The 15113-nt window shown below is 48.3% G+C and carries 14 protein-coding genes; 12 read left to right on the top strand and 2 right to left on the bottom strand.

The genetic code is table 11. The features are described 5' to 3' along the window. Positions 1–121: 121 nt before the first annotated feature. Positions 122–2017: a hypothetical protein gene (locus tag AC2CG4_RS06805; RefSeq protein ID WP_484485528.1), complete on the bottom strand. Its 1896-nt coding sequence runs from the start codon at positions 2015–2017 to the stop codon at positions 122–124. A 347-nt stretch (positions 2018–2364) separates the two neighbouring features. Here AC2CG4_RS06805 and AC2CG4_RS06800 point away from each other — a divergent pair, with 347 nt between their 5' ends. After that, on the top strand, positions 2365–3558 hold the full coding sequence (locus AC2CG4_RS06800; protein ID WP_484485527.1) for a class I SAM-dependent rRNA methyltransferase: 1194 nt from the start codon (positions 2365–2367) through the stop codon (positions 3556–3558). Between the two features lie 33 nt (positions 3559–3591). Here AC2CG4_RS06800 and AC2CG4_RS06795 read toward each other — a convergent pair whose 3' ends face one another. Next, a complete protein-coding gene (locus tag AC2CG4_RS06795; protein WP_484485526.1) occupies positions 3592–4245 on the bottom strand; it encodes a histidinol-phosphatase in 654 nt (217 codons plus the stop codon). Between the two features lie 233 nt (positions 4246–4478). Here AC2CG4_RS06795 and AC2CG4_RS06790 point away from each other — a divergent pair, with 233 nt between their 5' ends. The 11 genes from AC2CG4_RS06790 (at position 4479) to AC2CG4_RS06740 (ending at position 15084) form a co-directional block, all read left to right on the top strand. Further along, positions 4479–4991 (top strand): RNA pyrophosphohydrolase, encoded by a 513-nt coding sequence (locus AC2CG4_RS06790; protein WP_484485707.1) that lies wholly within the window; start codon positions 4479–4481, stop codon positions 4989–4991. A 39-nt stretch (positions 4992–5030) separates the two neighbouring features. Continuing rightward, a complete protein-coding gene (ptsP, locus tag AC2CG4_RS06785; protein ID WP_484485525.1) occupies positions 5031–7301 on the top strand; it encodes a phosphoenolpyruvate--protein phosphotransferase in 2271 nt (756 codons plus the stop codon). A 75-nt stretch (positions 7302–7376) separates the two neighbouring features. Beyond that, a complete protein-coding gene (lgt, locus tag AC2CG4_RS06780; protein WP_484485524.1) occupies positions 7377–8216 on the top strand; it encodes a prolipoprotein diacylglyceryl transferase in 840 nt (279 codons plus the stop codon). 30 nt (positions 8217–8246) lie between these two features. Further along, the gene (locus tag AC2CG4_RS06775; protein WP_484485523.1) at positions 8247–9086 is read left to right on the top strand and encodes a thymidylate synthase; all 840 of its coding nucleotides are present in this window, start codon (positions 8247–8249) and stop codon (positions 9084–9086) included. 51 nt (positions 9087–9137) lie between these two features. After that, the gene (locus AC2CG4_RS06770; protein ID WP_484485522.1) at positions 9138–9653 is read left to right on the top strand and encodes a dihydrofolate reductase; all 516 of its coding nucleotides are present in this window, start codon (positions 9138–9140) and stop codon (positions 9651–9653) included. A 281-nt stretch (positions 9654–9934) separates the two neighbouring features. Further along, complete coding sequence (locus tag AC2CG4_RS06765) at positions 9935–10717, top strand: DUF3450 domain-containing protein (RefSeq protein ID WP_484485706.1); 783 nt, start codon at positions 9935–9937, stop codon at positions 10715–10717. Then, entirely contained in the window at positions 10714–12084 is a 1371-nt protein-coding gene (locus tag AC2CG4_RS06760; protein ID WP_484485521.1) for a MotA/TolQ/ExbB proton channel family protein, read from the top strand. Before AC2CG4_RS06765 ends, AC2CG4_RS06760 begins: the two co-directional genes overlap by 4 nt. A 10-nt stretch (positions 12085–12094) precedes the next feature. Further along, positions 12095–12622 carry a MotA/TolQ/ExbB proton channel family protein gene (locus AC2CG4_RS06755; protein WP_484485520.1) on the top strand — a complete coding sequence of 176 codons (528 nt, stop codon included), beginning with the start codon at positions 12095–12097 and terminating at the stop codon, positions 12620–12622. 39 nt (positions 12623–12661) lie between these two features. Beyond that, positions 12662–13066, top strand: coding sequence for an ExbD/TolR family protein (locus AC2CG4_RS06750; protein WP_062061691.1), 405 nt, complete (start codon positions 12662–12664; stop codon positions 13064–13066). A gap of 6 nt (positions 13067–13072) precedes the next feature. After that, entirely contained in the window at positions 13073–13699 is a 627-nt protein-coding gene (locus tag AC2CG4_RS06745) for an energy transducer TonB (protein ID WP_484485519.1), read from the top strand. Between the two features lie 11 nt (positions 13700–13710). Beyond that, positions 13711–15084: a tetratricopeptide repeat protein gene (locus tag AC2CG4_RS06740; RefSeq protein ID WP_484485518.1), complete on the top strand. Its 1374-nt coding sequence runs from the start codon at positions 13711–13713 to the stop codon at positions 15082–15084. The last annotated feature ends 29 nt before the right edge of the window (positions 15085–15113 follow it).

The following is a 15113-nucleotide window of genomic DNA, read 5'->3' as shown; positions in this document are numbered from 1 at the left end:
GCAACGGAGGGCGCTTCCAATTCACATATATGGTGATCGTTTGGGGGACTATAGAAGGACGGTGATAACAAGCCCCTCATGATGAATGAGGGGCTTTGTGGTAGATTATTTGGCGGGAGATCTATTCTGCGCTAACAATAATGGGTTGTGTGTAAGTCACAGTGCCACTAGGTGTTGGGACCTTAATGTCAATATTAAAGGTTCCAAAGGGTATATCGGTTTTGCTTGCCACCACCGTTACGGATACTTTTGTAGGCGAGCTTGACCCCGAAATTGGACCTTTTAGGCCAATGGTTGCCTCAGCATTTTTAAGGTTGGCAGTGTCAAGTGACAAGGTGGTGCCCTCGGGTAAGCCATGGCCATTTTCATCTGCCATCCAGAATGAGGTAACTTTAAAGTCTGGGGCCGCATCTGCTAGGGTTGGTTTAAGCTTTACATCGGTGTTGATGAAGGGAAATACACCGTTGCGATAGAGCATGTTGGTGCTATTCATAATCAGCAGTAAGTCTTCGCGAATTGTTACACCAGTTTTGGTGCAGCCGTCGCCCTCTAATTGGCAAAGGACGCCGTTGTACAGACCGTTTTCAATTGAGTGAGCGTTGTCTTTGTTGAAGTCAGTGAACTCTTCATTGCTGTCACGCTTTTGATTTTCGTTCTTGTCGAGATAGGCCTCAACAAGGTCATCGCAGGGGATGACACCGGAGTTTGACGGGGTTTTAGCGGATGATGGTGGTACGTTTGCATCGCAATTACCGCCATCGTTGAATGATCTGAATATATCGATTCCTTTATCGAAATAACCATTTCCATTGGCATCGATAAAGCTTTCATTGCCAATTGCTGTAGCCAAAATAGTCACCCTGCCTGCTCGCTCCAAAGCACAGGCTGCCGCGTCGGCTACAGGATTGCCTAGGCTATCCACGCAGAGAATGCGTTCAACACTGTTATTGGCGCTATTGCGAGTGGGCTTTGGAGCCTGGCTTACCCACTTAACGGTACAGGCTCCATTTGTTGTTGGGCAGCCGGAGACAATGGCGCCGCCTTCAGTGGTAAAGGTTACAGCCGTGCCATTAGGTGGTGGGTTGTTGAACGCATCGGCCATGCGAATGGTAATTTGCGATTCAATGCCATCGTAATTCCACGCGCCAACAGGGATAGGGTGGCTGGCTGACAGAGACATACTGTCTTGATCGGGAATACCAGTGGATACAATTAATTGATTTGATTGGGTTGATATCTCGGTGCCGCGCGCTTTGCCGGTAACGCGCACGGTGGTGGCTACAGCGCCGGCTTGTACGGTGGTAATTGCATAACCTGATTTATCTGTCTTGGCAGTGGTATTGGTCAGGCTGAGACCGCCGACTGAGGTGCTGAGGGAGAAATCTATATCTATATCTTTCATGGGCGCGCCAGTGCCACCGAGCACGCGGAAGCGCACAATGGATGTTTCTCCACCGCCTGTACCTTTCAGGTTTACCAAGGTGGGAATCGCATCAATAAAGGATACGGTTTGGATGGTGTCGGACGCTATATTTAAGGTCGCTTTTGCTGTTTTGGTGGTGCCGCCTAAAGTAGCGCTAGCGGTGATCTCGTCGTTACCTACACAGCCATTAGCCGTGTAGGTAATAGTGGCTTGACCATTATTGGTTGAAACGCTGTTGGTGGTGGCGTCGCCAGATTTGAGGGTGGCTTCACCTGCCGCAACACACACTGAGTTAAAAGTAATGTTGATAGGGTTGGTCACCAGCGTATTGGTTGGGCTCACCACATTCACGGTCAATGTGGTGCTGCCGCCAGGGGATAGTGTGGTGCTACCTATACCTACGCCGATTTGACCTGCAGCAAAGGTGGTGCCGCTGCCCAGTCCAATGGCTGTTGGAGTGGTGGTGTCTACAGTACCTGAACTAACACTGCTTGAACCTTGATTGGATATAGGTGAACCGGAACCACCGCAAGCGGAGAGTAGCAGGCTGATGAATGCTGCACTGACAATCGTCGTCGTTTTTAGAGTATGCATGTGATGTCTTCCTAGGTTACCGACCGCCGTAAAGTGATTATAAGGCGGCGGCTGGTATTGAATTCGATGGTATAAATGGCATAAAGAGTCTGCGCTAAGCTCTTGAGCCTATTGGGACTTATGGCCACAGCTAACGTTAGCTCATATCTTTTCAATGATAAAGTGCTAAGCGTTCAAAAAACGTGCTCCTGCATTCAAAACACCCGATATTTGTGCGTTTCTTAGCATTTTCCCTGTCATTTTGCTCGCCCTGCTGACGCATTTTGCAGTTGGCGCATTTTTAATTCTGTGTCCTAGTCGCACAAGGCTTATAATCCGCTCACTTTTTTTGCTATGTGAGCCTTGCCATGAGTTTGCCTACCCTTGTTCTTAACTCCCAAGCGGATCGCCGTTTAAAGCTGGGCCATTTATGGATTTACAGTAACGAGGTGGATATCGCCAAGTCGCCACTCAAATCTTTTGCAATGGGGCAGCAGGCGCTGGTGACCACCAATAGCGGCAAGCCGCTCGGGATTGCAGTCATCAATCCCAATGGTTTGATCTGCGGACGCTTGGTTAGCCGCGATGAAAAATACCCGCTCAATAAATCCCTGTTGGTGCACCGCATCAAACAATCATTAGCGCTGCGTGAGATGGCGTTTGATGAGCCTTTTTATCGCCTGATCTATGGCGATGCGGATTTGCTGCCGGGATTGGTGGTGGATAGATTTGGTGATTATCTGGTGGTGCAAATTGCCAGTGCTGGTATGGAATTGGTGAAAGATGAAATCGTCGAAGCGCTGGTGCAGGTGTTGAATCCGCACGGTGTTTTGCTCGCCAATGAGCATAGTGCGCGTACCCTGGAAGGGTTGTCTGAGTACACCGAGGTCGCTTACGGCGAAGTGCCTGAATCGGTCGAGTTGGTGGAAAACGGTGCTCGCTTTATGGCGCCTGTGCGTGCAGGGCAGAAAACCGGTTGGTTTTATGATCACCGGATGAACCGCGCGCAATTGCAGCAGTATGTGCAGGGTAAGCGTGTGCTGGATGTTTTTTCGTACATCGGCGGCTGGGGGGTGCAAGCGGCAGTTGCAGGAGCGAGCGAGGTTATTTGTGTGGATGCGTCGGAGTCAGCTACTGATGCGGTTTTGGAAAATGCCCAGCTTAATGGTGTTGCCGACCGGGTTGGAGCGATCCAGGGTAAGGCGATTGATGTGTTGAAAGAGCTGATCGCCAGCGATGAGCGTTTTGATGTGGTAGTGCTTGATCCACCGGCCTTTATCAAAAAGCGCAAAGACCAAAAAGCCGGTGAGGCAGCCTATCGTCACATTAATGAACTGGGTATGCGCTTATTGGGGCGCGATGGCTTGTTGGTGTCAGCATCGTGTTCCATGCACTTAGGCAAAGATACTTTGTTGGAAATCGTGCGTGCGTCGGGCCGCCATTTGGATCGCCATGTGCAGATTATTGGGCAGGGCGGGCAGGGGCCGGATCACCCGATTCATCCGGCCATTCCTGAAACTGATTACTTAAAAGCGGTATTTGCGCGGGTCTATCTAGCCTAAAAACAAACTCCGTTTGGTCTTCAATAAGCCTGCTTAGCGCAGGCTTATTGCTTTCCAGTTGCGTTCGAGGGCAATCGTCGTGAGGCGCTCATCGGCATCCACCACGACTGGATGATCAACCTGTTCCAGCAGCGGCAAATCATTAATCGAATCACTGTAAAAGTAAGCCCCGTCCAGCGAGTGATGGTTGTGCTTGAGCCACTCGTGCAGGTGTGTAATTTTCCCTGCTTGAAAGCAGGGTTCACCGACAAAATTGCCGGTGTAAGCGTCATCTATTACTTCTGGATCAGTCGCTAGAATGTCATCAACCCCTAAACGCTTGGCGATGGGGCGGGTCACAAAGCCATTGGTGGCGGTGATGATCAGCAGGTGATCGCCCTGATCGCGGTGATGTTGTAGCAGCGCCTCGGCTTTGGGGAGCATCAGTGGTTCGATATGATCGCGCATAAATTCTGCGTGTAATTTTTCCAGCTCTACCATGCTGTGTTGGGTCAATGGTGCGAGCGAAAATTGCAAATAGGCGCGAATATCGAGCGTGCCGTTTTTGTAGTCGGCATAAAAACCATCGTTGGCAAGGCGATAGGTTTCCGCATCTACCAGCTGCTTTTCTACTAGAAATACGCCCCAACTGTGGTCGCTGTCGCCTGCAATCAATGTGTTGTCGAGATCAAAAATAGCCAGCGCCACGGTGGTTCCCCATATAGATGAAGTGAATGATTGCCGAAGTTGTTACTGCGGGGCGCTAGGATAGCGGCAGTAACGGGTGGGCTCAACGAAAACCATTTCCGAGATTCAGGGTTGCGGCTTTGAGCAAGCCTGATATAGTGCGGAAAACGCTGTTTTGTGGAACATGTCCGCTCTTTGATCGCTGGAGTTTTGTTTTCTGCCACAGCAAAACCTTTTATATGGATAATTCCCCCGTGATAGATTCCGACGGATTTCGCCCTAATGTGGGTATTATTTTGACTAATGATCAGGGGCAGTTGCTCTGGGCTCGGCGTGTAGGCGGTCAGGATGCTTGGCAATTTCCACAAGGCGGCATTAACCCGAATGAGACGCCTGAGCAGGCGCTCTATCGCGAGCTACATGAAGAAGTGGGTTTGCGGCCTGAAGATGTGCAAATACTGGCTTGTACCCGTGGTTGGCTGCGCTATCGGTTACCGCACCGGTTGGTGCGTCACAACTCTTTGCCCCTGTGTGTCGGTCAAAAACAAAAGTGGTTTTTGCTGCGCATGGTGAGTGAAGATTCAAAAGTGAGTCTCAACAATGGCGGTCGCGCCGAGTTTGATGATTGGCGCTGGGTCAGTTACTGGTATCCTCTGGGCAAGGTCGTCTCTTTCAAGCGCGATGTCTATCGCCGGGCGTTGAAAGAGTTGTCATTGTTCCACGCGCATCTTGAAGATCGCAGCTCGCGTTCCCTAATCAATACATAATATAAGCAACTCTACCGACAGGTTTGACCGACACGCCCTATGCTAAATTCACTCCGCTCCATCGTTCTGGAAGTAAACGCCGCGCGCGACATGAAAACCGCGCTGGCGATTATTGTTACGCGGGTGAAACAGGTGATGGTCACGCAAGTATGTTCAGTCTATTTGCGCGACGAAAAAGGCGACTATGTGCTGATGGCGACCGATGGTCTCAACATCGATGCGGTTGGCAAGGTGCGCTTGGCTGCAGGTGAGGGTTTGGTGGGGCGCGTAGTGGTGCGCGAAGAACCGATTAACCTCGAGCACGCAGAGGCGCACCCCAGCTATCAATACTTTCCTGAAACTGGCGAAGAGCGCTATCGATCCTTTCTTGGTGTGCCCATTATCCATCACCGTAAAGTGCTCGGTGTATTAGTCGTTCAGCAGGTCGAGCAGCGTCGTTTTGATGAGGGTGAAGAGGCATTTCTTGTTACTATGTCGGCGCAGCTCGCCGGTGTCATTGCGCATGCTGAAGCAACCGGTGGTGTTGTTCCGGTGGGTGCCAAAGCAACCCAAACTAAATTTCTCGGTGTCTCGGGTGCCTCGGGTATCGCTATAGGTGAGGCGGTGGTGATTACGCCATCGGCCGACCTGCGCTCGGTGCGCTATCAGCCCTGTAAAGATGTAGATGAAGAAATCGCCTTTTTCCTGCGCAGCTTGATGGCGGTGCGGGAGGATATTAAATCCCTCGGCGAGCAGCTAAAGGCACGTATTAATCGCGAAGAACAAGCGCTATTCGATGCTTATTTGGCGATGTTGGACGATGCATCCCTTGGCGGCGAAGTGACCGAGCGCATCCGCAAAGGTGCCAACGCTTCCTATGCTTGGAGCGAGGTGATCCTCGAGCACGAAAATATTTTCAACAGTATGAATGACCCTTATTTGCGTGAGCGGGCAACCGATCTGCGCGATCTGGGGCGGCGCGTGTTGGCTTATCTCCAAGAGTCCAATCAAAAAACCCGTGTCTATCCCGATAAAACCATCCTCATCGGTGAAGAGTTGACGGCATCCATGCTGGGTGAAATTCCCAAAGAAAAGTTGGCTGGTTTGGTATCAGTGTTGGGCTCATCCAACTCCCATGTGGCTATTTTGGCGCGGGCGATGGATATTCCAACCGTGATGGGTGCGGTGGATTTACCCTTTACCCAGATGGATGGGCGCCCGATTATTGTAGACGGTTACAAGGGTACAGTGTATTGCGATCCCAGCGCGCAATTGCGCAAGCAATACAAGGCGATATTCCTTGAGGAGCAGGCTCTGGTAAAGGGCTTGGAGGCGCTCAAGGATCTGCCGTGCGAAACCAAAGATCGCTATCGTTTACCGCTGCATGTGAATACCGGCTTGATGGCCGATGTGCTGCGTTCATTGGAGCGCGGTGCTGAAGGTGTAGGTCTGTACCGCACCGAGGTGCCCTTTCTGCTGCGCGATCGTTTTCCCAGCGAGGAAGAGCAGCGCGCCATCTATCGTGAACAGTTGGAGGCTTTTGCGCCTCATTCAGTCACTATGCGAACCTTGGATATCGGCGGCGATAAAGCCTTACCCTATTTCCCAATTGAAGAAGATAACCCTTTCCTTGGCTGGCGCGGTATTCGTGTTACCCTCGATCACCCCGAGATTTTTCTGGCACAAATTCGCGCCATGATTAAGGCGAGTGAAGGCTTGGATAATCTACGTATCCTCTTGCCGATGATCACCAATATGCAAGAAGTGGATGCTTCCAAGGCACTTATCCAGCGCGTACATAAAGAGCTGCTTGAAGAAGGCTATAGGGTGCGCAAGCCGCAGATCGGGGTGATGATCGAAGTGCCGGCAGCTGTTTATCTCGCGCCGGAATTATCGCGCCGGGTGGATTTTCTCTCGGTTGGCAGCAACGATCTCACCCAGTATTTATTGGCGGTGGATCGCAACAATGCCCAGGTGGCCGATCTTTATCAGGCCTTTCACCCCGCTGTTTTGCGGGCACTCCAGTACATTGTGTACGCGGCACATGATGCGGGTATCAGTGTTAGCATCTGTGGTGAATTGGCGGGTGATCCGGGGGCTGCCATTTTATTGATGGCCATGGGGTACGATGTGCTTTCAATGAATGCCACCAACTTGCCCAAGGTAAAATCGGTGATTCGCGGCATTACCTTTGAGCGCGCCAAACAATTGCTCGACGAAGTGATGCGGATGTCTAATGGCGAGCTTATCCGCGAGCATATAGCCCGCGAATTGCGCGAAACTGGCTTAACACGATTAATCCGCCCAGTTGCGTCCGATGCAAATGAATGAAAATGTCTTGGGCGGGTCACATTTCCGCGCCATAATCCCCGCCTATTGAATTGGCTGTTTCAGGTTTAACTGCTTATGCTGCAATACCCGGATTTAAATCCCATCGCATTTACTCTTCTTAAAGAGCCTGTATCTATTGGTGGCATGGCGCTTGGTCCATTCAGTGTTCATTGGTACGGCATTATGTATTTGCTGGCTTTTGCCAGTGCGTGGTTAATTGCGATGCATCGCGCTAAGGCTTCGACGGCCACAATCAACCGTTCTCAGGTAGAAAACCTGATTACCTATGGCGCGTTCGGGGTGATTCTCGGTGGCCGCTTTGGCTACGTTGTGTTTTATAACTTTGATCAGTGGATGCGTGACCCACTCTGGTTGTTCCGTCTATGGGAGGGTGGGATGTCATTCCATGGTGGTTTGATCGGTGTGATAGTGGCGATGGTTATTTATTCTTACCGCATCAATCGCCCCTTTGTTGGTTTGATGGATTTTGTTGCTCCCATAGTGCCGCTCGGCTTGGGCTTTGGCCGTTTGGGCAACTTTATCGGTCAGGAGCTTTGGGGGCGTGTGAGCGATGCGCCTTGGGCAATGGTCTTCCCCAAGGCTATGGATCCGGAAGGAATTGCACGTCATCCTAGCCAGCTTTATCAGGCCTTCCTTGAGGGGCTGGTTCTATTTGTGATCGTATTTTGGTTTTCAGCCAAGCCTCGTCCCCGCGGCGCGGTATCAGGCGTGTTCTTGGTTGGTTATTCCACTTTCCGCTTTGGTGTCGAGTATGTGCGTGAACCGGATCTGGGGGTTGCCCTGATTGCCGGAATGACTCGCGGTCAATTGCTGTGTGTACCAATGTTCTTACTCGGCGTTGGGTTGCTGGTGTGGGCATACGCCTTTGCCCCAAAGGCTGTTAAAGGTTCATAGGCTTATTTAATTTTTTGTACAGGTTGGTTGATGAAGCAATATCTAGAGTTGATGCGCGATGTAGTCGAAAACGGCACCCTGCGAGGCGATCGCACCGGCACTGGGACTTATTCGGTATTTGGGCGTCAATTGCGCTTTGATTTAAACAAAGGGTTTCCCTTGGTGACAACCAAGACCGTGCATCTGAAAAGTGTAATTGTTGAGCTGCTTTGGTTTCTGCAGGGGCGCACGGACGTTGGTTGGTTGCAAGAGCGTGGTTGTAATATCTGGAACGAGTGGGCTACTGAGGCAGGTGATTTGGGGCCTGTATACGGAAAGCAATGGCGTAGCTGGGCATGCCCTGACGGCTCCACTATTGATCAGATATCACAGGTGATTACCCAGATCAAAAAGAATCCCTACTCGCGTCGCCTGATTGTTAGTGCGTGGAATCCTGCCGATTTACCAGATGAATCTATGGGCCCCCAGCAGAATGTAGAGCAAGGGCGCATGGCTTTGGCGGCGTGCCATACTTTGTTCCAATTCTATGTATCTGAAGGCAAGCTTTCCTGCCAGCTCTACCAGCGCAGCGCGGATCTATTTCTTGGTGTGCCTTTCAACATTGCCAGTTATGCGTTGTTAACTCATATGATCGCGCAGCAGTGTGATTTGGGGGTGGGGGAATTTGTGCATACGTTTGGCGATTGCCATTTGTACAAAAATCATATTACAGACGACATAGTTTACGAACAATTAACACGCGAACCGAAAAACTTGCCTACACTTATGATTCGTCGTCGCCCCGATAGTATTTTCGGTTACGAGTTGCAAGATTTTGAATTTGAAGGTTACCATCCCCATCCGCGTATAGTCGCGCCTATCGCTATTTAGTGGTTGTTGGCGAAATTTAAGTATTAATAAGAGGCAAGGCGAAGATACTGCATGAAATTGTCCATCATAGTTGCTGCAGCTAAAAATGGTGTCATAGGATGCAATAATCGGCTGCCTTGGCATCTACCGCAGGATTTGAAATATTTTAAATCGGTAACCTTGAATAAGCCGGTAATCATGGGGCGAAAAACCTATGAATCGATCGGTAAGCCTCTTCCTGGGCGAACAAATATAGTTGTTACGCGCAATAAAGATTGGTTGGGTGCCGACGGTGTGGTTGTTACCAATAGTTTCGAGCAGGCATTGACTGAAGCAAATAAAGTTTTGCTTGGCGCTCCGCTAGCTTTGAATGAAGCTATGGTTATTGGTGGCGCTGAAATATATCGTTCTGCATTGAATGTTGCTGATCGCATCTATCTGACTTGGGTCGATCTTGCGCCCGAGGGTGACGCATTTTTTGAACCCTTAAGTGCGGCTGAGTGGGAGTTGAAATCAACCTCGGTCGGAGATGAGGCTGCGGTAGTGGGGCACCAGTTTTTGGTTTATGAGCGGTCTGCCAGCACCTAAAAGCTAATAACTAAAAGTTTTGTTGTAAATGTGTTTTTTTGATTTGGTTTTAAAGGTTTTGTTTTTGTGTTACCTGTGCACTTATTAAAAGCAATAATGTGTTACCGGTCTGATACTTAAATACACACGTAGAAGGTTGTAGGATAAATCATTGGAAGTAGGTCATGGTGCTTATTACAATGCCGCCGTTCTTAACCGCCTCGCAGAGGCTACGTGGATAACGCGTCTGTGGCAGCCTGTTGCCACAAACTCACTTGATTGAACACCCAGTTGGGGGGATTATGAAAAAGCAGCGATTGAAAGCGGTGGCTCTGACCACAATGCTTTCTGCGGGCGCGCTAATGGGTAGCGTTGCCATGGCAGATCAAGCTCTGGATTCTGTACTTAAAGTCGGTCAAGCAAAAACGACTTTGGCGCAAGACTCCCAGAAGCGCATTGACAGATTGGCCCAGGAAACTGATGATCTGGCTCAACAATTCAAACAGCAAAATAAGTTGATCGATGATCTCCGCGTGTTCAACGCTCAGATGGAAAAGCAAGTTGCAAAACAACTGGTTGTTGTTCAAGACTTGGAGAAATCCATTGAGAAAGTGACCGTTATTGAGCGTCAAATCCAGCCATTGATTTTCCGCATGTTGGAAAGCCTAGAACAATTTGTCAGCTTGGATAAACCTTTCCAAGTTGAAGAGCGCAAGGCGCGTATTGAAATGCTGCGCAACAACCAAGATCGCGCTGATATCTCTGTTTCTGAGAAGTTCCGTCAAGTGCTTGAAGCTTACAAAATCGAATCTGCCTATGGCAGTACGATCGAAGCTTACAAAGGTACATTACCTGTCGACGGTCAAGATCGCGAAGTAAACATCCTCCGTGTAGGTCGTATCTCTTTGATGTATCAAACTACCGATGCAAAACAATGCGGTACGTGGGATGCGGCTCAAGGCCAATGGGTTGCGCTGGATGATTCATACAACGCCAACATACTGAAAGGCTTGCGCATCGCGCGCGGTCAAGCATCCAAAGATATTATGACCATGACCGTTCAGGCACCGGAGGCAGCACAATGAAAATGAAATTTGTTAAAAGCTGCTTAATGCTCGCTGCTGCTGGCGTTTTAAGTAGTTCCTTTGCTGTCGCGCAAGAGAAAGCACAGACTCTTGATCAGCTGTTGGATATGGTAAAAAAATCGCAAATCAGTGAATCGGCGGAGCACAAGCAGCGTGAAGCTGAATTTGCTCGCGATAAAGCGAACCAAGCTAACTTGTTGGCTCAAGCTAAAGCTACTCGTCAAGCTGAAGATGCTCGCTCTGTTGCACTCGAAAAGAAATACCAAGAGCAAGACATTCTGGTTGCAGCTAAAAAAGTTCAATTGAATGAACGTCTTGGCTCAATGAAAGAGTTGTTTGGTCATTTGACCTCTACCGCAGGTGATTTGCGTGCAACTCTGGAAACCTCCATCGTTAGTGCACAACACCCAAATCGTGGTGAGTTCCTCGAGACTCTGATTGAGAAGATGACCAGCAGCACGAGCTTGCCGGACATCGAAGAGATTGAACGTTTGTGGTACGAAGTTCAGCGTGAAATGGTTGAAACTGGTCGTGTGGTGAAATTCACTGCTAATGTTATCAAGCCGAGCGGTGAGCAAGCCCAACAAGAGGTTGTGCGTGTTGGTACATACAACTTGGTTTCAGAAGGTAAGTATCTGACTTTTGACGGTGTCAAGATTCAAGAGTTGCCACGCCAACCATCTAAATTTCTGGCTGGTGCTCAAGCATTGCAAGATGCTAACTCTTCAATTGTTGCCTTTGGTGTTGATCCAACGGGTCCAGCTGGTGGCCAATTATTAACTGCTTTAATCGACACACCAACACTGGTTGAGCGTTGGCATCAAGGTGGGTCAGTTGGCTACGTGATTACTGCTGTTGGTGTAATTGGTATGTTGCTGGGCTTGTTCAGAATATTGGTATTGCTTGCTGTAAGTGGCAAAGTAAATGCTCAACTTAAATCTGATAAGGCCAATACCAATAATCCTCTGGGTCGTGTATTAAAAGTAGCTGAAGAGAACAAAAATGTTGATACCGAGACTTTGGAGCTCAAGTTGGAAGAGGCGGTTCTCAAAGAGCGCCCATCCATTGAAAGCGGCTTGGCAGTGTTGAAAATTATCGCTGCAGTAGCTCCTTTGTTGGGTCTGTTGGGTACAGTAACCGGTATGATCGAAACCTTCCAGGCGATCACTATCTTCGGTGCTGGTGATCCTAAAAATATGGCCGGTGGTATTTCTTCAGCATTGGTTACCACTGTACAGGGCTTGATCGTTGCAATTCCGGTGGTGCTGATGCATACCTTGGTTAACGGTCGCGCCAAAGCCGTTGTTCAAGTATTGGATGAGCAAACCACTGGCATTATTGCTGAAAACTCTGAGCGTACTAAGTAGGAGATAACACATGCAGGCTTTAACGGACGCTTTTAGTTCCATTGGAGCCTTTATGGATCAGGGCGGTTGGGTAATGTACCTCATTGCCGCCCTTACCTTTGTCATGTGGACGCTCGTGTTTGAACGGGCGTGGTACTTCAAAGGTGGTCTAAAAGGCGATGTTCAGCAAGCATTAGCAGGCTGGGAGGCGCGCAAAGAGCGCAAGTCCTGGAATGCTCACCAAATTCGCGCAAAGATGATTTCGCGCATGTCCGCCAAGATAAATGCCAACATGGATATGATTGTTACATTGATTGCCCTCTGTCCTTTAATGGGGTTGTTGGGAACGGTAACAGGTATGATTGAAGTGTTCAGTGTGATGGCGTATACCGGTGGCGGTGATGCTAAATCCATGGCTGGTGGTGTGTCAAAAGCAACTATCCCAACAATGGCAGGTATGGTTGCGGCATTATCCGGGATTTTTGTGAACACCTATTTGTCGCGTATTGCTGAGCGTGAAGATCATTTGTTTGCTGACCATTTGACAATGGATCACTAGGTGATCGAGCAATATTAACCTGTAATTAAGAGATGTCTCATGAGCAGGAAAAACGCAAAACCTGAAGAGGAAGCTCAGGCAATCGACCTCACTCCAATGTTGGATGTGGTGTTTATTATGCTGATCTTTTTCATCGTTACGGCGACATTCATCAAAGAGACTGGTAAAGAGGTAACAAGACCTGATGCCAGTACTGCTGATAAAAAGCCTAACGCCAGTATTCTGATTGCCATTGGTGAAGACAACGAAATCTGGATTGATAAAAAAGAAGTTGATCCTCGTTTGGTTGCTAAAGTTATTGAGCGTATGCGCGCCGATAATCCAAATGGTACTGTCTCTATTCAGGCAGATGCCAAGGCAGATCTCAAATACGTATTGGAAGTCGCTACTGCTGCGCGTGAAGCGGGTATTAGTGATGTGTCTGTCTCTACTGAAGAGAAATAGGTTGCTATGAACTTCGCAAAAGTAGGTATAGCAGGGCTCTTAGGGGTGGTTACCACCCTATTGCTCTTGTTCTTGATGTATCAGTTAATAAATAACGATCTCGGCGAGTTAAAACAGAAAAAAACGGTAAAAATTCCTGACATTACAATGCCAGATACCAAAATTGAGACCCGTTTTGAAGATGCTAAACCGGAAAAACCGGAAGAGCCTGATATTCCGCCTGACTTACCAGAGCCAGAGTTTGATGCCCCTGATATTTCTGGTGAAGCTCTTAATATGACGGCTCCTGTTGCCAAGGCTGGAATAGATATGGGCAGCGGTTCTTTGGCTTTTAGCGAAGGTGAGTATCTTCCAATTGTGAAGGTTCCACCTGAGTATCCAAGTACTGCGTTGTCTCGCGGCATTGAAGGGTTTTGTACAGTTATTTACACCGTTACGGAAACTGGTACTACTCGTGACCCAGAGCCAATTGAAAGTGAATGCATAACCAAAGAAGGTAAGCCTACTTCTGTATTTAATCGTGCATCCGTGAAGGCTGCGCTCAAGTTTAAATACAAGCCGAAAGTGGTTGATGGGAAGCCTGTTGAGGTTCCTGGGGTGAAGAATCGCTTCACCTACACGATGCAGAAATAAGGGGTAATGAAATGAGACAAGTATTTCCTGCTGTTTCAGTTGCTCTTAACCGTACTTTGCTGGCCGGTGTTATTGCTGTGTCTCCATTGTTTATAGGTAAAGCAGTTGACGCAGTTGTACCTGGTGTAGTTGAAATTTCCAGTGCAGTTGCGCAGGTTAGAGCTAAAAATAAGCATGCTGGAGAGCAACGTAAGTTCCCCAATGTGACTGAATCTTTTGGTAAAAAGATCACTGAAGCTGCCGGGTATTTACAACCGCAAGACGAAACAGTAAAGCCTGATCCACGCAAAGCTATGCAGTTATTGAATGAAATGGCTGCTAATTCGGCTAAAGCTAATGCATATGAATTGGTCTTGCTTCATCAATACACTGGATACGCGCATTTGGGTAGTGAGAATTATGCTAAAGCGATTGATAGCTTTAACAAAATGCTTGCTCAGAGTCCGAATATGCCAATTGGAACTGAAGCCGCTACTATTCGTATAGTTGGGCAACTTTATTCTCAAGTCGACAACCCCAGAAAAGCATTGGAAACTTTGCTGAAGTGGACTGAGTATGAAGATACTCTAAAGCCTGAAGACTCTTACATGTTTTCGACGCTGTATTATCAGCTAGAAGACAATAGAAACGCTTTATTGAACATTAATGAGGCGGTAAAGAATCAAGAGGCGGCGGGTAAAGTGCCAGCGGAGTCATGGTACATTCTTCAACGTGGCCTTTATTTTGATAAAGAAGACTACAAGAGTGGTCTGGTGGTTTTGGAAAAGCTGATTAAGCACTATCCAAAAGCACAATATTGGAAGCAGTTGTCGCAGGTGTATTATGTTGTTGATCGCCCGAAAGACTCCTTGTACGCATTTGAAACCTGCTATCTAATGGGCGGCTTAACTTCCGAAAAAGATATAATTCGTTTAGCAAGCATGTACTTGGAAGCAGAAGTCCCTTACAAGGCGGCTAAAGCGCTTAAGAAGGGTATCTACACGGACAAGATTGTTGAGCCAACAGCTAAAAATCTTAAATTGTTAGCTGATTCTTTACGCTTGGCTCAAAATGCTAAAGAGTCTTTGGTTGAATATGAAAAAGCAGCGACTAAGTCTACCGATGGCGATTTAATTATCGGTCTTGCACAGGCATATCTTGCTACTGATAAATTCAAAGATGCTTCTAAATGGGGGCGTCAAGCGCTTAAAGCCGGTAAATTAAAGCGTGTTGATCATGCCAATTTAACTGTAGCTCAGGCTGAATTTGAATTGAAAAACTTTGAAGAAGCAATAAAGTTCTTTAAAGAAGCTGGTAAAGATGCCCGTAGTTCCAAAGTGGCTGCGCAGTGGGTTGATTACTCGCAGAGAGAGAAGGCTAGATTGGAAGCTTTAGCAAAACAATAGCTGTCGATTATGTGTTCTCCCCCCCAATA

The sequence above is a fragment of the Cellvibrio sp. ATLC23 genome (genome assembly GCF_057196725.1).
Note: the sequence above shows the minus strand (reverse complement) of the source record. Positions and strands in the feature narration are given on the sequence as shown.